The 14,215-nt window shown below is 70.1% G+C and carries 14 protein-coding genes and 1 tRNA gene; 10 read left to right on the top strand and 5 right to left on the bottom strand.

The window, feature by feature from the left end:
- Positions 1-6 precede the first annotated feature (6 nt).
- From purS to purL, 3 genes are read left to right on the top strand one after another with little or no spacing between them, the layout of a single operon-like run.
- Positions 7-270 (top strand): phosphoribosylformylglycinamidine synthase subunit PurS, encoded by a 264-nt coding sequence (gene purS / locus C3489_RS23350; protein WP_103783996.1) that lies wholly within the window; start codon positions 7-9, stop codon positions 268-270.
- The gene (purQ, locus tag C3489_RS23355) at positions 267-947 is read left to right on the top strand and encodes a phosphoribosylformylglycinamidine synthase subunit PurQ (protein WP_103783997.1); all 681 of its coding nucleotides are present in this window, start codon (positions 267-269) and stop codon (positions 945-947) included. Before purS ends, purQ begins: the two co-directional genes overlap by 4 nt.
- A complete protein-coding gene (gene purL, locus C3489_RS23360; RefSeq protein WP_103783998.1) occupies positions 944-3,202 on the top strand; it encodes a phosphoribosylformylglycinamidine synthase subunit PurL in 2,259 nt (752 codons plus the stop codon). The genes purQ and purL overlap by 4 nt, the downstream gene beginning before the upstream one ends.
- A 63-nt stretch (positions 3,203-3,265) precedes the next feature.
- Here the strand turns inward: purL and C3489_RS23365 are convergent, their stop codons facing one another.
- Complete coding sequence (locus C3489_RS23365) at positions 3,266-4,735, bottom strand: MFS transporter (RefSeq protein ID WP_103783999.1); 1,470 nt, start codon at positions 4,733-4,735, stop codon at positions 3,266-3,268.
- A gap of 95 nt (positions 4,736-4,830) precedes the next feature.
- Here C3489_RS23365 and C3489_RS23370 point away from each other — a divergent pair, with 95 nt between their 5' ends.
- The 5 genes from C3489_RS23370 to purM all read left to right on the top strand — a co-directional run bounded on the left by C3489_RS23370 (position 4,831) and on the right by purM (position 9,513).
- Positions 4,831-5,472 (top strand): TetR/AcrR family transcriptional regulator, encoded by a 642-nt coding sequence (locus tag C3489_RS23370; protein ID WP_181139809.1) that lies wholly within the window; start codon positions 4,831-4,833, stop codon positions 5,470-5,472.
- Between the two features lie 10 nt (positions 5,473-5,482).
- Positions 5,483-6,280 carry a maleylpyruvate isomerase family mycothiol-dependent enzyme gene (locus tag C3489_RS23375; protein WP_103784000.1) on the top strand — a complete coding sequence of 266 codons (798 nt, stop codon included), beginning with the start codon at positions 5,483-5,485 and terminating at the stop codon, positions 6,278-6,280.
- Positions 6,281-6,372: 92 nt separating this feature from the next.
- Positions 6,373-6,813: an META domain-containing protein gene (locus tag C3489_RS23380; RefSeq protein ID WP_258054918.1), complete on the top strand. Its 441-nt coding sequence runs from the start codon at positions 6,373-6,375 to the stop codon at positions 6,811-6,813.
- Positions 6,814-6,874: 61 nt separating this feature from the next.
- Entirely contained in the window at positions 6,875-8,404 is a 1,530-nt protein-coding gene (gene purF / locus C3489_RS23385) for an amidophosphoribosyltransferase (protein ID WP_103784002.1), read from the top strand.
- Positions 8,405-8,448: 44 nt separating this feature from the next.
- Entirely contained in the window at positions 8,449-9,513 is a 1,065-nt protein-coding gene (purM, locus tag C3489_RS23390; RefSeq protein WP_103784003.1) for a phosphoribosylformylglycinamidine cyclo-ligase, read from the top strand.
- Between the two features lie 135 nt (positions 9,514-9,648).
- Here purM and C3489_RS23395 read toward each other — a convergent pair whose 3' ends face one another.
- Together C3489_RS23395 and C3489_RS23400 are read right to left on the bottom strand one after the other, a co-directional pair.
- Positions 9,649-9,906, bottom strand: a complete 258-nt coding sequence (locus C3489_RS23395; RefSeq protein ID WP_103784004.1) for a DUF3073 domain-containing protein — start codon at positions 9,904-9,906, stop codon at positions 9,649-9,651.
- 314 nt (positions 9,907-10,220) lie between these two features.
- Positions 10,221-11,327: a Glu/Leu/Phe/Val dehydrogenase dimerization domain-containing protein gene (locus C3489_RS23400; RefSeq protein ID WP_103784005.1), complete on the bottom strand. Its 1,107-nt coding sequence runs from the start codon at positions 11,325-11,327 to the stop codon at positions 10,221-10,223.
- Positions 11,328-11,572: 245 nt separating this feature from the next.
- Between C3489_RS23400 and C3489_RS23405 the strand changes: the two genes are divergently transcribed.
- Both C3489_RS23405 and bldC read left to right on the top strand, forming a co-directional pair.
- A complete protein-coding gene (locus C3489_RS23405) occupies positions 11,573-12,415 on the top strand; it encodes a hypothetical protein (protein WP_103784006.1) in 843 nt (280 codons plus the stop codon).
- A gap of 555 nt (positions 12,416-12,970) precedes the next feature.
- Positions 12,971-13,177 carry a developmental transcriptional regulator BldC gene (bldC, locus tag C3489_RS23410; protein WP_003949541.1) on the top strand — a complete coding sequence of 69 codons (207 nt, stop codon included), beginning with the start codon at positions 12,971-12,973 and terminating at the stop codon, positions 13,175-13,177.
- Between the two features lie 436 nt (positions 13,178-13,613).
- On the opposite strand, the gene C3489_RS23415 is transcribed toward bldC, so the two are convergent.
- Both C3489_RS23415 and C3489_RS23420 read right to left on the bottom strand, forming a co-directional pair.
- On the bottom strand, positions 13,614-13,802 hold the full coding sequence (locus C3489_RS23415) for a DUF6274 family protein (RefSeq protein WP_103784007.1): 189 nt from the start codon (positions 13,800-13,802) through the stop codon (positions 13,614-13,616).
- A gap of 278 nt (positions 13,803-14,080) precedes the next feature.
- A tRNA-Asp gene (locus C3489_RS23420) sits at positions 14,081-14,155 on the bottom strand.
- Positions 14,156-14,215: the final 60 nt, after the last annotated feature.

The raw sequence follows: 14,215 nt of genomic DNA on the forward strand, positions 1-14,215 counted from the left end.
GTGCCAGTGGCACGCGTCGTAGTCGACGTCATGCTCAAGCCGGAGATCCTCGACCCCCAGGGCCAGGCGGTGCAGCGCGCACTGCCGCGACTGGGTTTCGAAGGGATCTCGGACGTCCGTCAGGGAAAGCGATTCGAACTGGAAGTTGAGGGCCCGGTCGACGAGGCCGCCCTCGCCCGCATTCACGATCTTGCGGAGTCCTTCCTCGCCAACACCGTGATCGAGGACTTCACCGTCAAGGTCGAGGAAGTCGCGGAGGCCGCGAAGTGACCGCTCGTATCGGCGTCGTCACTTTCCCGGGATCTCTCGACGACCGGGACACGCAGCGCGCGATCCGCCTCGCGGGCGCCGAACCGGTCGCCCTGTGGCACAAGGACAAGGACCTCAAGCAGGTCGACGCCGTGGTGCTGCCCGGCGGTTTCTCCTACGGCGACTATCTGCGCGCCGGTGCCATCTCCCGCTTCTCGCCGGTGATGGAGACCGTCATCGAGCAGGCGAAGGCCGGCCTTCCGGTCCTCGGCATCTGCAACGGCTTCCAGATCCTCACCGAGGCCCACCTGCTGCCCGGCGGCATGCTTGGCAACGACCACCTGCACTTCATCTGCCGCGACCAGAAGCTGCGGGTGGAGAACGCGGACACGGCCTGGACCGTGGACTACGAGCAGGGCCAGGAGATCCACATCCCGCTGAAGAACATGGACGGCCGCTACGTGGCCGACCGGTACACGCTGGACAAGCTGGAGGCCGAGGGCCGGGTCGCGTTCCGCTACCTGGACGTCAACCCGAACGGCTCGCTCAACGACATCGCCGGCATCACCAACGAGGCCGGCAACGTCGTGGGCCTGATGCCGCACCCGGAGCACGCCACGGAGCCGCTCATCGGCACCGGCCGCACCGACGGTCTCCCCTTCTTCACCTCGATCCTCAAGAAGCTGGTCAACGCATGAGCCGGACGCCTCTGGACACGGTCGAGCACGCGGCCGCGACCCCCGACGTCGAGCTGCCCTGGGCCGAACTCGGCCTGAAGAAGGACGAGTACGAGCGCGTGGTCGAGATCCTCGGCCGCCGGCCCACCGGTGCCGAGCTCGCCATGTACTCGGTCATGTGGTCCGAGCACTGCTCGTACAAGTCCTCCAAGGTCCACCTCCGCCAGTTCGGCGAGAAGGCCCCCGAGAACGACGCGATGCTGGTCGGCATCGGCGAGAACGCCGGTGTCGTCGACGTCGGCCAGGGCTACGCGGTCACCTTCAAGGTCGAGTCGCACAACCACCCGTCGTACGTGGAGCCCTACCAGGGCGCCGCCACCGGCGTGGGCGGCATCGTCCGCGACATCATCGCCATGGGCGCCCGCCCGGTCGCCGTGGTCGACCCGCTGCGCTTCGGCGCAGCCGACCACCCCGACACCAAGCGCGTGCTGCCCGGCGTCGTCGCCGGCATCGGCGGCTACGGCAACTGCCTCGGCCTGCCCAACATCGGCGGCGAGGTCGTCTTCGACGCCTGCTACCAGGGCAACCCGCTGGTCAACGCCGGTGCCATCGGCGTGATGCGGCACGAGGACATCCACCTCGCGAAGGCGTCCGGCGCCGGCAACCAGGTCATCCTGTACGGCGCCCGCACCGGCGGCGACGGCATCGGCGGCGCGTCGATCCTCGCCTCCGAGACCTTCGACGACGCCAAGCCCTCCAAGCGCCCGGCCGTCCAGGTCGGCGACCCCTTCCAGGAGAAGCTCCTCATCGAGTGCACCCTGGAGGCGTTCAAGGAGAAGCTGGTCGTCGGCATCCAGGACCTCGGCGCGGCGGGCCTGTCCTGCGCCACCTCCGAGCTGGCCTCCAACGGCTCCGGCGGCATGCGCGTCACCCTGGACGACGTCCCCCTGCGTGACTCGACTCTCTCGCCCGAGGAGATCCTCATGAGCGAGTCGCAGGAACGCATGTGCGCGGTCGTCGAGCCGGACAAGGTCGAGCGCTTCCTGGAGATCTGCGAGAAGTGGGACGTCATCGCCACCGTCATCGGTGAGGTGACCGACGGCGACCGCCTGGAGATCTTCTGGCACGGCGAGAAGATCGTCGACGTCGACCCGCGCACGGTCGCCCACGAGGGCCCGACCTACGAGCGCCCCTACGCCCGCCCGTCCTGGCAGGACGAGCTGCAGGCCGACGACGCGAACAAGCTGCCCCGCCCGGCGACCTCGGACGAGCTGAAGGACCAGGTCCTGAAGCTGGTGGCCTCCCCGAACCAGGCCTCCAAGAAGTGGATCACCTCGCAGTACGACCACTTCGTGCAGGGCAACACCGTCCTCGCCCAGCCCGAGGACTCGGGCATGATCCGCATCGACGAGGAGACCGGCCTCGGTGTGGCCATCGCCACCGACGGCAACGGCCGCTACGCCAAGCTCGACCCGTACACGGGCGCGCAGCTGGCCCTGGCGGAGGCGTACCGCAACGTCGCCACCACCGGTGCCAAGCCGCTCGCGGTGTCCGACTGCCTGAACTTCGGCTCGCCCGAGGACCCGGCCGTCATGTGGCAGTTCGCGGAGGCCGTGCGCGGTCTGGCGGACGGCTGCCAGCAGCTGGGCACGCCGGTGACCGGCGGCAACGTCTCGCTGTACAACCAGACCGGCGAGGCCGCCATCCACCCGACCCCGGTCGTGGCGGTCCTCGGCGTGATCGACGACGTCGCCCGCCGCACGCCGGTCGCCTTCCAGGAAGAGGGCCAGCTCCTCTACCTGCTCGGCGACACGCGTGAGGAGTTCGGCGGTTCGGCCTGGTCCCAGGTGATCCACGACCACCTCGGCGGCCTGCCCCCGAAGGTCGACCTGGAGCGCGAGCGCCTGCTGGCCGAGATCCTGATCGCAGCCTCCCGCGACGGCATGATCGACTCCGCGCACGACCTGTCCGACGGCGGTCTGATCCAGGCCGTGGTCGAGTCGGCGCTGCTCGGGGACAAGGGCGCCCGGCTGATCGTCCCGGACGGTCTGGACGCGTTCACCTTCCTCTTCTCCGAGTCGGCCGGCCGCGCCGTCGTCGCGGTGCCGCGTTCGGAGGAGGTCCGCTTCAACGACATGTGCGGTGCCCGTGGCCTGCCGGCCACCCGCATCGGCGTCGTGGACGGCGACACCATCGAGCTCCAGGGCGAGTTCGAGCTGTCCCTGGCGGAGCTGCGCACGGCGCACGAGGAGACGATCCCGGCACTGCTGAAGTAACGCCGGCCGTACGACGACGAAGGCCCCGCCCGTTTTCGAACGGGCGGGGCCTTCGGGTTTCCGTCACACGGTCACCGCTTCCCGTGCGGGCGCCGAGGGGCCGGCCGTGGGCCGGGCGGTGGGCAGCCGCAGCGCCAGCAGCAGGCACAGGGCCATCACCCCGGCCCCGCACAGGAACACCGTGTCCATGGCCGAGGTGTAGGACTCCAGACCGGCCGCCCGGGCGGCACCGGTGAGTGCGCCCAGCGCGCCGGTGTCGCCGGGGCCGTCGTACAGCCTGGCCAGCAGGGTGCCGAAGAGGGCGGCGCCGGTGGCGGTGCCGAGGGTCTGGAAGAAGCGGATGGCCGTGGTGGCCACGCCGAGCTGGTGGCGGGGCGCGGTGTCCTGCACCAGCTGGATCAGCTGGCCCAGCAGCTGGCCGAAGCCGAGGCCGATGAGCAGCAGTTCGCCCCGCAGCAGCCACAGCGAGGTGTGGGTTCCCGTGGTGGCCAGGAGCAGGAAGGCGGCCGTGGCGGTGGCCGAGCCGCCGATGACGAAGGTGCGCTCGGACCAGCCGCGGTCCGAGAGCCTGCCGGAGACGATGCCGACGACCGTCATACCGGTGGCCATGGGCAGCAGGTACAGCCCGGCCGAGGAGCTGGCGATACCGCGTACGACCTGCAGATAGACCATGACGTAGTACATCGCGCCGGCCATGGCCGCGCCCATCAGTCCCTGGATCGCGAAGCCCAGGCGCAGCTCCCGGACCCGGAAGAGCGAGGGCGGCAGGATCGGTTCGGCAGCGGTGGACTGGCGCCACAGGAACAGGCCGAGTGCCGCCGCGCAGGCCACGGCGAGGGACAGGATCACCGGTGAGGACCAGGCGTACTGCTTGCCTCCCCACTCGGTGACCAGCAGCAGCGTGGTGGAGAAGGCGGCGGCGAGGGCGGCGCCGGTGAAGTCGATGGAGTGGCGCCGGTGTTCCTCCGGGAGCCGCAGGACGAAGGCCGCGGCGGCGAGGGCGGCGAGGCCCAGCGGCAGATTGACGTAGAACGCCCAGCGCCAGCTCGCGTGGTCGGCGAGCACTCCGCCGATCCAGGGGCCGACGGCCATGCCGCCGCCGGCGACGAGTCCGCCGACCCCGCTCTTGCGGCCGCCCTTCTCGCCCGGCCCCTTCAGCTGGGCGATCACGACCATCGTGACGCTCATCAGCCCGCCCGCGCCCAGGCCCTGCAAGGCCCGGGCGGCGATGAGCTGGCCGATCGACTGGGCGGCCCCGCACAGCGCCGAGCCGAGCAGGAAGCTGCCGAGCGCGCCGAGGAACACCCGCTTGGCGCCGAGCGCGTCGCACAGCCGGCCGTACAGCGGAAGCATCGCGGCCGAAGCCAGCGCGTAGGCGCTGACCAGCCAGGGGATGCGGTCGATGCCGTGCTCGGGGTCGAGATCGCGCACGATCGGGACGGTGGCCGCGGAGACGATCTGCATGTCGAGGACGGCCAGCACGATCGTGGTGAGACAGACGAGGAAGCCGATCTTGCGCTGGGTTTCGGTCATGGCAGCACCATGCCCTGGATACGTGTACCGAGTCAATCTTTCATCCAGGCCAATCTTTCATCCGGGGCAAAACTTCGGCGCGGTACACTGCGGGCATGGTGGAACAGGCGATGGGGCTGCGCGAACGCAAGAAGCTGGAGACGGCCAGGCGGATCTACCGCGTCGCGGTCGAGCTGTTCGCCGAGAAGGGGTTCGACCACGTCTCCGTACAGGAGATCGCCGACGCCGCCGACGTGTCCAAGATGACCGTCTTCAACTACTTCGGCACCAAGGAGGACCTGGTCTTCGGCCCCATCGAGGAGCACTTCTCCGACGCCTACCGGGCCGTACGGGACCGCGAGCCGGGCGAATCGGCGGTGGACGCCGTACGCCGGCAGTTCCTTGAGATGACCGCCTCCCGCGACCCGTCCGTCGGGCTCAACGCCGAGCCGTTCTCCCGCCAGGTGCGCCGGATCATCAGCGAGACACCGGCCCTGATGGAGCGCGCCTACCTCTCCGCCCGCAAGGGCACCCGCATGCTCGCCGAGCTGCTCGCCGAGGAGACCGGCGACGCCACCCTCGCACTCGTCGCCGCCTCCGCCCTCACCGCCGCCCGCAGCGCCCTGATCGAGGAGCACCACCGCCGCATGGCCGCGGGGGAGAGCCCCGACCGGGTGGCCGCCGACGCACCCGAGCGCGCCGCGCGGGCGTTCGGCCTGGTCGAAAACGGCCTGAGCGGCTACGCCGTCAGGCCGTAGGCTCGCCGCCATGCCCACGGCGAAGAAGCGCACCCGGACCTACGACCCGACCAAGATCCGCACCGCCGTCCACGCCCAGTTCGGACACGTACGCGAGGCGGTGCGCACGCTCACCCCCGAGCAGCTGGCGCTGCCCACCCGGCTCCGCGAGTGGACCGTGCGGGACCTGGTCGCCCACCTCGGCATGACCCTGCGCGCGTTCTCCCGGCTGGTGAGCCTGCCCGAACCCGCCCGCCCGGACGGGGCGCTGCTCGACTGGCCGTTCGCCATCGCCGCCGAGGCGCCCGACATCGCCGGGTACGCCCGCAAGCTCGCCGACGACCACCCCGACCTGGACGCCTACCTCGCCGCCTGCGAGGAGCGCTTCACCGCCGACCTCGCCGCCCATCCCGGCACCCGGCTGCTGGCCGCCAGTGGGGGCGCGCTCACGGTGGACGACTACCTGGTCACCCGTACCGTCGAGCTGATCGTCCACACCGACGACCTGAACGCCGCCGTGCCCGGCCTGGAGGTCCCCTACGACCGGCAGGCGCTCGCCGCGTGCACCCGACTGCTCGCCGACGCCCTCGCCGCCAGGGCACCCGGCGGCGCCACCGAGGTGCGTATCCCGCCGTATGCCGTGGTGCAGTGCGTCGAGGGGCCCCGGCACACCCGCGGCACCCCGCCCAACGTCGTCGAGACCGACCCCCTCACCTGGATCCGGCTGGCGACCGGGCGGCTGGAGTGGAAGGACGCCGTCGCCGGCGCGAAGGTCAGCGCGAGCGGGGAGCGGGCCGACCTGAGCGGTCTGCTGCCCCTGCTGGCCTGACGACGGAACCGGTCGCTGAGGTGCCTGGCCTGACGACGGAACCGGTCGCTCAGGTGCCTCGTCCCACCGACATGGACAGGCACTCACAGCGCATGACCCTCGTGGCCGCCGCCGTGCTCGTCCCGCTGGTGGCGGCCTGCGGCAGCGAACACGCGGGCGCGGGCTCCGGCAGCGGCTCGGTCAGCCCCGAACCCCCCGTCACCGGCACCCACTGGCGCATCGAAAGCATCAGCAGCCACGGCAGTACCGAACACCCCGGCAGCACCGCGCATCTGAGGTTCGATCCGAAGACCGGGAAGGCCGGCGGCCGGCTGGGCTGCAACCACTTCAGCGCCGCGGCCACCGTACGCGACGGCAATATCACCCTCGGGTCCCCGACCACGACCCGAATGATGTGCGACGCCTCACTCATGCGCACCGAGCGGACCCTGCTCGGCGTCTTCAACAGCACCCTCAAGTACCGCCTGGAGCACGGCACTCTCACGCTGACCTGCACAAACGGAACGATCATCCAAGCCGTCGAGCAGAAGTGATCGGTAAGGGCGCTGCATCCCCAATTCGGACCAGTGGTCGATCTCGCCTACACTCGGGGACGTGCCACGTGGTGACGGTCGACTCAATCACGATCTGCTTCCCGGCGAAAAAGGCCCCCAGGACGCTTGCGGCGTCTTCGGCGTCTGGGCTCCCGGTGAAGAGGTCGCAAAGCTCACGTACTTCGGGCTCTACGCCCTCCAGCACCGGGGTCAGGAATCCGCGGGAATCGCGGTAAGCAACGGCTCCCAGATCCTCGTCTTCAAGGACATGGGCCTGGTCTCCCAGGTCTTCGACGAGACCTCGCTCGGTTCGCTCCAGGGTCATATCGCGGTCGGACACGCCCGCTACTCGACCACCGGCGCCTCCGTGTGGGAGAACGCCCAGCCGACGTTCCGCGCCACCGCGCACGGCTCGATCGCGCTCGGTCACAACGGCAACCTGGTGAACACCGCGCAGCTCGCGGAGATGGTCGCCGAGCTACCCAACGACAACAACAGCCGCTCCACCCGGGTCGCGGCCACCAACGACACCGACCTGCTGACGGCCCTGCTGGCCGCCCAGGTCGACGAGGACGGCAAGCCGCTGACCATCGAGGAGGCCGCGCACGTCGTCCTCCCGAAGGTGCGGGGCGCCTTCAGCCTCGTCTTCATGGACGAGCACACCCTCTACGCCGGCCGGGACCCGCAGGGCATCCGCCCGCTGGTGCTGGGCCGTCTGGAGCGCGGCTGGGTGGTCGCCTCCGAGACCGCCGCCCTGGACATCTGCGGCGCCAGCTTCGTGCGGGAGATAGAGCCGGGCGAGTTCGTCGCCATCGACGAGAACGGTCTGCGCACCTCGCGATTCGCAGAAGCGAAGCCCAAGGGCTGTGTCTTCGAGTATGTGTACCTGGCCCGCCCGGACACCGACATCGCCGGCCGCAACGTCTACCTCTCCCGGGTCGAGATGGGCCGCCGCCTCGCCAAGGAGGCGCCCGTCGAGGCCGACCTGGTGATAGCGACGCCGGAGTCCGGCACTCCGGCCGCCATCGGCTACGCGGAGGCCTCCGGCATCCCGTTCGGCGCCGGCCTGGTCAAGAACGCCTACGTCGGCCGGACCTTCATCCAGCCCTCGCAGACCATCCGCCAGCTCGGCATCCGCCTGAAGCTGAACCCGCTCAAGGAAGTGATCAAGGGCAAGCGCCTGGTGGTCGTCGACGACTCGATCGTCCGCGGCAACACCCAGCGCGCCCTGGTGCGCATGCTGCGCGAGGCGGGCGCCGCCGAGGTCCACATCCGGATCTCCTCGCCGCCCGTGAAGTGGCCCTGCTTCTTCGGCATCGACTTCGCCACCCGTGCGGAGCTCATCGCCAACGGCATGACCATCGACGAGATCGGCACCTCGCTGGGCGCCGATTCGCTGGCGTACATCTCCCTCGACGGCATGATCGAGGCGACCACCATCGCCAAGCCGAACCTGTGCCGTGCCTGCTTCGACGGCGAGTACCCGATGGAACTGCCCGACCCGGAGCTGCTCGGCAAGCAGCTGCTGGAGACCGAGCTGGCCGCCGGCCCGGCCGCCACGGCCGCCGCCGACGCGATCCGCCGCCCGTAGACGGCCCGCAAGTCCTGCCGTACGACACGAAAGTTCTCCTCTCCATGTCTGAGACGACTGGTGCCAGCTACGCAGCCGCGGGCGTCGACATCGAAGCGGGCGACCGCGCGGTCGAGCTGATGAAGGAGTGGGTGAAGAAGACGCAGCGCCCCGAGGTCCTCGGCGGCCTCGGCGGTTTCGCCGGCCTCTTCGACGCCTCCGCCCTCAAGCGCTACGAGCGGCCCCTGCTGGCCTCCGCCACCGACGGCGTGGGCACGAAGGTCGACATCGCCCGCCAGATGGGTGTCTACGACACCATCGGCCACGACCTGGTCGCCATGGTCATGGACGACATCGTGGTGTGCGGTGCCGAGCCGCTGTTCATGACCGACTACATCTGCGTCGGCAAGGTCCACCCCGAGCGGGTCGCCGCCATCGTCAAGGGCATCGCGGAGGGCTGCGTACTGGCCGGCTGCGCCCTGGTGGGCGGCGAGACGGCCGAACACCCGGGCCTGCTGGGCGCGGACGACTTCGACGTCGCCGGCGCCGGTACGGGCGTCGTGGAGGCCGACCGGCTGCTCGGCGCCGACCGCATCCGCACGGGTGACGCCGTCATCGCCATGGCGTCCTCCGGGCTTCACTCGAACGGGTACTCGCTGGTCCGGCACGTCCTGCTGAACCAGGCCGGCCTGTCCCTGGACGCCCGGATCGAGGAGCTCGGCCGCACCCTCGGCGAGGAGCTGCTGGAGCCCACCAAGATCTACTCGCTGGACTGCCTGGCCCTGATGCGCACCGCCGAGGTGCACGCCTTCAGCCACATCACCGGCGGCGGCCTGGCCGCGAACCTCGCCCGGGTGATCCCGGACACGCTGCACGCCGTGGTCGACCGCTCCACCTGGACGCCCGATGCGATCTTCGACCTCGTCGGCCGCACCGGCCAGGTCGAGCGGCTGGAGCTGGAGAAGACGCTGAACATGGGCGTCGGCATGATGGCGATCGTCCCGCAGGAGTCCGTGGACGTGGCCCTGGCCACCCTGGCCGACCGTGACGTCGAGGCGTGGGTGGCCGGCGAGATCACCGAGCGCGGCGAGCACACCACCGGCGCGGAACTGGTCGGCGACTACGCGTGACCTGCCCTGACTGGGGTCCCTCGGCTCACGGAGCACGGGGGACCCACCAGGGGCGGACCGTGTGACGGCAGCACGAAACCCGGTCCGGTGCTCAAGCGCCCCGGACCGGGTCAAGCGGCGAAATGCCGCGCAGCGTTACGCGCCGCGACGGTGTTGCGAGGACTGGCTGTCCTCGTCCTCCTCGTCGTCGTCCTCGTCGTAGAGGTCGGCGTACCGGGAGTACAGATCGTCGTCGTCGTGCTCATCGTCCTCGAAGCGGTCACCGTTCGGCGACTGGTTCGACGTCGATGCGCCCAGCTCCTCGGCCAGGCGTGCGAGGTCCGTCCCACCGCTGTTGTACTTCAGCTGGCGGGCGACCTTCGTCTGCTTGGCCTTGGCCCGGCCGCGCCCCATGGCTCGACCCCCTCAACGACGGGGCTCGACGGCCCCAGAGTCTGACACGCGTTCATGATCCGGCACGGACTCTCCGCAGAGAGGCCGGTCCGTAGGGCTTCCACGGTACCTGAGCCCGCGCCCATACGGTACGTCGCCCGCAGCACGCGCGTGTGCACAGGACCTTCGAGGCGCCCTGTCCTCGCTGGTCAATGGCGATTTTAACCACTTATCCGAGGACGACCCGCCGGTGGAAGTGAGAGTTCTCTCGAAGTATCCACCGGCAGGTACCGCGCGAACACGTGTGCAGTGCGTGCGGCGGGCGATGCGGAACGTCAGCGTCCGCACTTGGCGGCGGCCGCCTCCGCCATCCGCTGCTCGGCGATCCGGTCGGCCGCGGCGGCCGGCGGAATACCGTCCTCCTTCGCACGTGCGAATATGGCCAGCGTGGTGTCGAAGATCTTCGACGCCTTCGCCTTGCACCGCTCGAAGTCGAAGCCGTGCAGCTCGTCGGCCACCTGGATGACCCCGCCGGCGTTCACCACGTAGTCCGGCGCGTACAGGATCCCGCGGTCCGCGAGGTCCTTCTCCACACCCGGATGGGCCAGCTGGTTGTTCGCCGCGCCGCACACGACCTTCGCGGTCAGCACCGGCACGGACAGATCGTTCAGCGCGCCGCCGAGCGCGCACGGGGCGTAGATGTCCAGGCCCTCGACACGGATCAGCGCCTCGGTGTCGGCGACCGCGCTCACACCCTGCGGGTGCCGGTCGAGGATGCGGCGCACGGCGTCCTCACGCACGTCCGTGATCACGACCTCGGCGCCCTCCGCGCGCAGGTGCTCCACCAGGTGGTGGCCGACCTTGCCGACGCCGGCGATGCCGACCTTGCGGCCACGCAGCGACGGGTCGCCCCACAGGTGCTGCGCGGAGGCCCGCATGCCCTGGTAGACGCCGAAGGCGGTGAGCACGGAGGAGTCGCCCGCGCCGCCGTTCTCGGGCGAGCGGCCGGTGGTCCACCGGCACTCGCGCGCGACGACGTCCATGTCGGCCACGTACGTGCCGACGTCGCAGGCGGTGACGTACCGGCCGCCCAGCGAGGCCACCATGCGGCCGTAGGCGAGCAGCAGCTCCTCGGTCTTGTCCCGCTCCGGGTCCCCGATGATCACGGCTTTGCCGCCGCCGTGGTCCAGCCCGGCCATGGCGTTCTTGTACGACATGCCGCGCGCCAGGTTGAGGGCGTCGGCGACGGCCTCCTCCTCGGTGGCGTACGGGTAGAAGCGCGTGCCGCCGAGCGCGGGGCCCAGCGCGGTGGAGTGGATGGCGATGACGGCCTTCAGGCCGCTGGCGCGGTCCTGGCAGAGCACGACCTGCTCATGGCCGCCCTGGTCCGAGTGGAACAGGGTGTGCAGTACACCAACAGGTGCGCCGGTTACGTCGGTCACGGTGGTGACTCCTGAGTAAGTTGCGGCGAGTGACATCAGGGCTCCGTGCGGGTGGCGGGGCCCCATGAGCATGAGCGTAGAGCCTGGGCCCCGTCACGGACCGCGCAGGGCCGCAGATCACCTTCTCAGGGAGTACACCCGCGTACGCGCGTGCGCGGCCGTGCGACGATTTGCATGGATTTCCCGCAGGGTGTGAGCGCGGGCCCGCAAGGTTTCCCGTCCGGCCCGCGGGGGAGGGAGCAGGCGTGCCCAAGGTGTCCTCGCTGATCGTCCCGTACGCGGCGTACTTGCGCGTGTACGAGCCGCTGGCCGCCTTCCCCGAGCCGGAGCGCGGCCACTGGGCACGCTACGCCCGCCGCCCCGAACACCCCTCCTACCAGGACGAACTGCGCCGCTCACTGTCCGATCTGCTGCCCACCCCGCCGATCGCCGTGCCGGTGCACGAGAGCGACGACGCCTTCGTGCTGGAGGTGGACGGCGTGGTGTGCGTGTGCCCCTGGCGGACCCGGCTGCGCGGCTGGCAGGCGCTCACCGGCCTCGACGAGGAGCTGCCCAAGGCCGTCCTGGACGCCGTACTGCCCGAGGTGGTGCGCCGCCAGGCCGCCCAGGACTACGAGCGCTGGCGCGAACGCAACCCCGACGCCCGGCCGTGGATCCGCACCGCCACCTGGCAGGTGCCGCTGAACTGGTTCGTGCTCGTCTCCGACGAGGAACGCGAGTACGACAAGGGCTCCGCCGACCTCGCCCCCGTACTGCGCTACCGCACCCCGATGGTGCAGGCCCGGCGCCGGGTGGCCAGGGCGCTGCGCACGCTGAAGGACACCGTGGACGAAGGGCCGCTGGTCGACGGCGTGGTGGACGTGGGCCGCTGGCTGGAGGAGTTCCACCCGCGCTCCCTGGTGGAGCTGGACTACGGCGGCCTGGTGCACGCCCTGCCCGCCGGGGCGCTGGAGGACGACCACTCCGCGGCGGACGTGGCCGAGGGCATCGCGGCGCTGCGGCGCGGGGACGGGGTGGCGGCCGGCGCCGCGTACGGGCGGCTGGTGGAGCGCTGGCGCTCGGTCCGGGACCTGCGGTCGGCGAACTGACGTCTCGACAGACACCGACCCGAGTGACGTGCGTCACGGACGTGGCGCGTGTCACGGCGTACGGTCTACGCGCCCGACGTACTCCGCACTACGCGAGTTGACGGGACGTAGGTCCCGATCCGGGCGTTTGCGTCAAGCGTGACAGACCGCACGTACACGCCCCTTGCGCCCGTTACCCGCCCTCGTGCCAAAATAGGACAAGGAGTCCGGGGAGGGCTCTGTCCGTCCAACTGTGTTCCACTATGGGCGGAATCTCAGCATTGCACGCTTTGGGGGGTCTGGTGACTCCTGATCGCCCTGTGACTGATCGTCACAGTGGCGTGACTGTCCGCTATGGCATGGTCCATCGGCTTCCGTCGCTGATGAACACCTGGGAGGGCAATTCCATCGGTTTGGCCGACGCGGCTGGACAGATGGTGTAGTTGTAGTGCCGAGGACAAGCCGTTCGTCCTATAACCGACTCGACTCGCGTCCGCCATTTCGGGCAACGCGGGTCAAGGTGCAGAATTTAGAGGAAAGAACCGAGAAGGTTCGGTTCTCCCGAGGAGGCCGCTCATGACCGCTCGCACCCCTGATGCCGAGCCGCTGCTGACCCCGGCTGAGGTCGCCACCATGTTCCGCGTCGACCCGAAGACGGTCACGCGCTGGGCGAAGGCCGGCAAGCTCACGTCGATCCGCACGCTCGGCGGGCACCGCCGCTACCGCGAGGCCGAGGTCCGCGCTCTGCTCGCGGGCATCCCGCAGCAGCGCAGCGAGGCCTGACCAACTGAATAACGGGCGAAACAGCAGGTCCCCCAACCTGCCTCAGCGCCCGGAACCACAGCTCCAAGCGACGCGGGGACTGCCCCAACAGGCCCCACGCCCACACGGAACACAAGGGTGCGTCGTCGATCGCGCTGGACTCCGCCGGGTCCAGCGCGATCTTTTTTGTGCCCGCGAGGTGCGACCTGGGGCGGCGCTGTGCGCGTCCTTGTCGGAGTCTGGTGGAGGCCTGCGGAGACGCCCTGACACAGGTGCAATTGCACATATTAAATTGACGGGGTGTAGGAACCGGGTAAGAACCACGGCTCAGGAAACTCGTCTGGTGACTCCCGTCACAGGCGACGATCCTTGTTGGCCGAGCATCCCGTGCGCTAGAGGAAGCACACATTCCAGCGTCCCACGCACCCACGGGTGTTGGGCACCACGACGCACCCACTCAGGCCGGACGCTCCTCCTCCACCCGCTCCCCCGGCGCCGGCTGAGGAGTGGAGGGCGGCGCGGCCAGAGCCAGCCGCAGCAGGTGATGACAGATCGGACAGTGCCGGGTCAGATGCCGGTAGGACGAAGCGGCCGACAGATGCGCCCGGAGCAGTGCCCGCGTCTCGTGCCTGGCCGATGCCGCCATACGCCACCTCCGTCAGCCCCCGAGGGGAACGGGCCCGTGCTTCTGGGGTACTGGCGGAATGTGACGCCGTCAAGGCCACGGGGACGCCCCACAGGGGCACGGAAGCGCGTACGGAGGCCAACAGGCCCACACACCGGGCAAGCCCCTCCTGACGGCGTTTCACGGCCCGCGCGGGCCGTGAGAGGCGCGCTGAACGGGCGAGGGCCCAGGACCCGGCTTCCACACCGATACGCACACGAAAAGGGCCCGTCCGCTGCCGGACGGGCCCTTCCTCACTGCGGTCCTGACGGGATTTGAACCCGCGGCCTCCACCTTGACAGGGTGGCGAGCACTCCAAACTGCTCCACAGGACCAGGTTTCGCGGCGCTTGCCGTGCTTGCGCTGCGAGAAGGACTGTACAGGAGGGTGAGCCC

It is taken from the genome of Streptomyces sp. Ru71 (genome assembly GCF_002920535.1).
Lineage (GTDB): Bacteria > Actinomycetota > Actinomycetes > Streptomycetales > Streptomycetaceae > Streptomyces.

Coding starts and splice junctions, on each gene's coding strand:
- C3489_RS23415 (WP_103784007.1), bottom strand. CDS start 13,802: ATGGCGGCATCGGCCAGGCACGAGACGCGGGCACTGCTCCGGGCGCAT.
- purM (WP_103784003.1), top strand. CDS start 8,449: ATGTCTGAGACGACTGGTGCCAGCTACGCAGCCGCGGGCGTCGACATC.
- C3489_RS23375 (WP_103784000.1), top strand. CDS start 5,483: ATGCCCACGGCGAAGAAGCGCACCCGGACCTACGACCCGACCAAGATC.
- C3489_RS23370 (WP_181139809.1), top strand. CDS start 4,831: ATGGTGGAACAGGCGATGGGGCTGCGCGAACGCAAGAAGCTGGAGACG.
- C3489_RS23380 (WP_258054918.1), top strand. CDS start 6,373: ATGACCCTCGTGGCCGCCGCCGTGCTCGTCCCGCTGGTGGCGGCCTGC.
- C3489_RS23365 (WP_103783999.1), bottom strand. CDS start 4,735: ATGACCGAAACCCAGCGCAAGATCGGCTTCCTCGTCTGTCTCACCACG.
- C3489_RS23395 (WP_103784004.1), bottom strand. CDS start 9,906: ATGGGGCGCGGCCGGGCCAAGGCCAAGCAGACGAAGGTCGCCCGCCAG.
- bldC (WP_003949541.1), top strand. CDS start 12,971: ATGACCGCTCGCACCCCTGATGCCGAGCCGCTGCTGACCCCGGCTGAG.
- purL (WP_103783998.1), top strand. CDS start 944: ATGAGCCGGACGCCTCTGGACACGGTCGAGCACGCGGCCGCGACCCCC.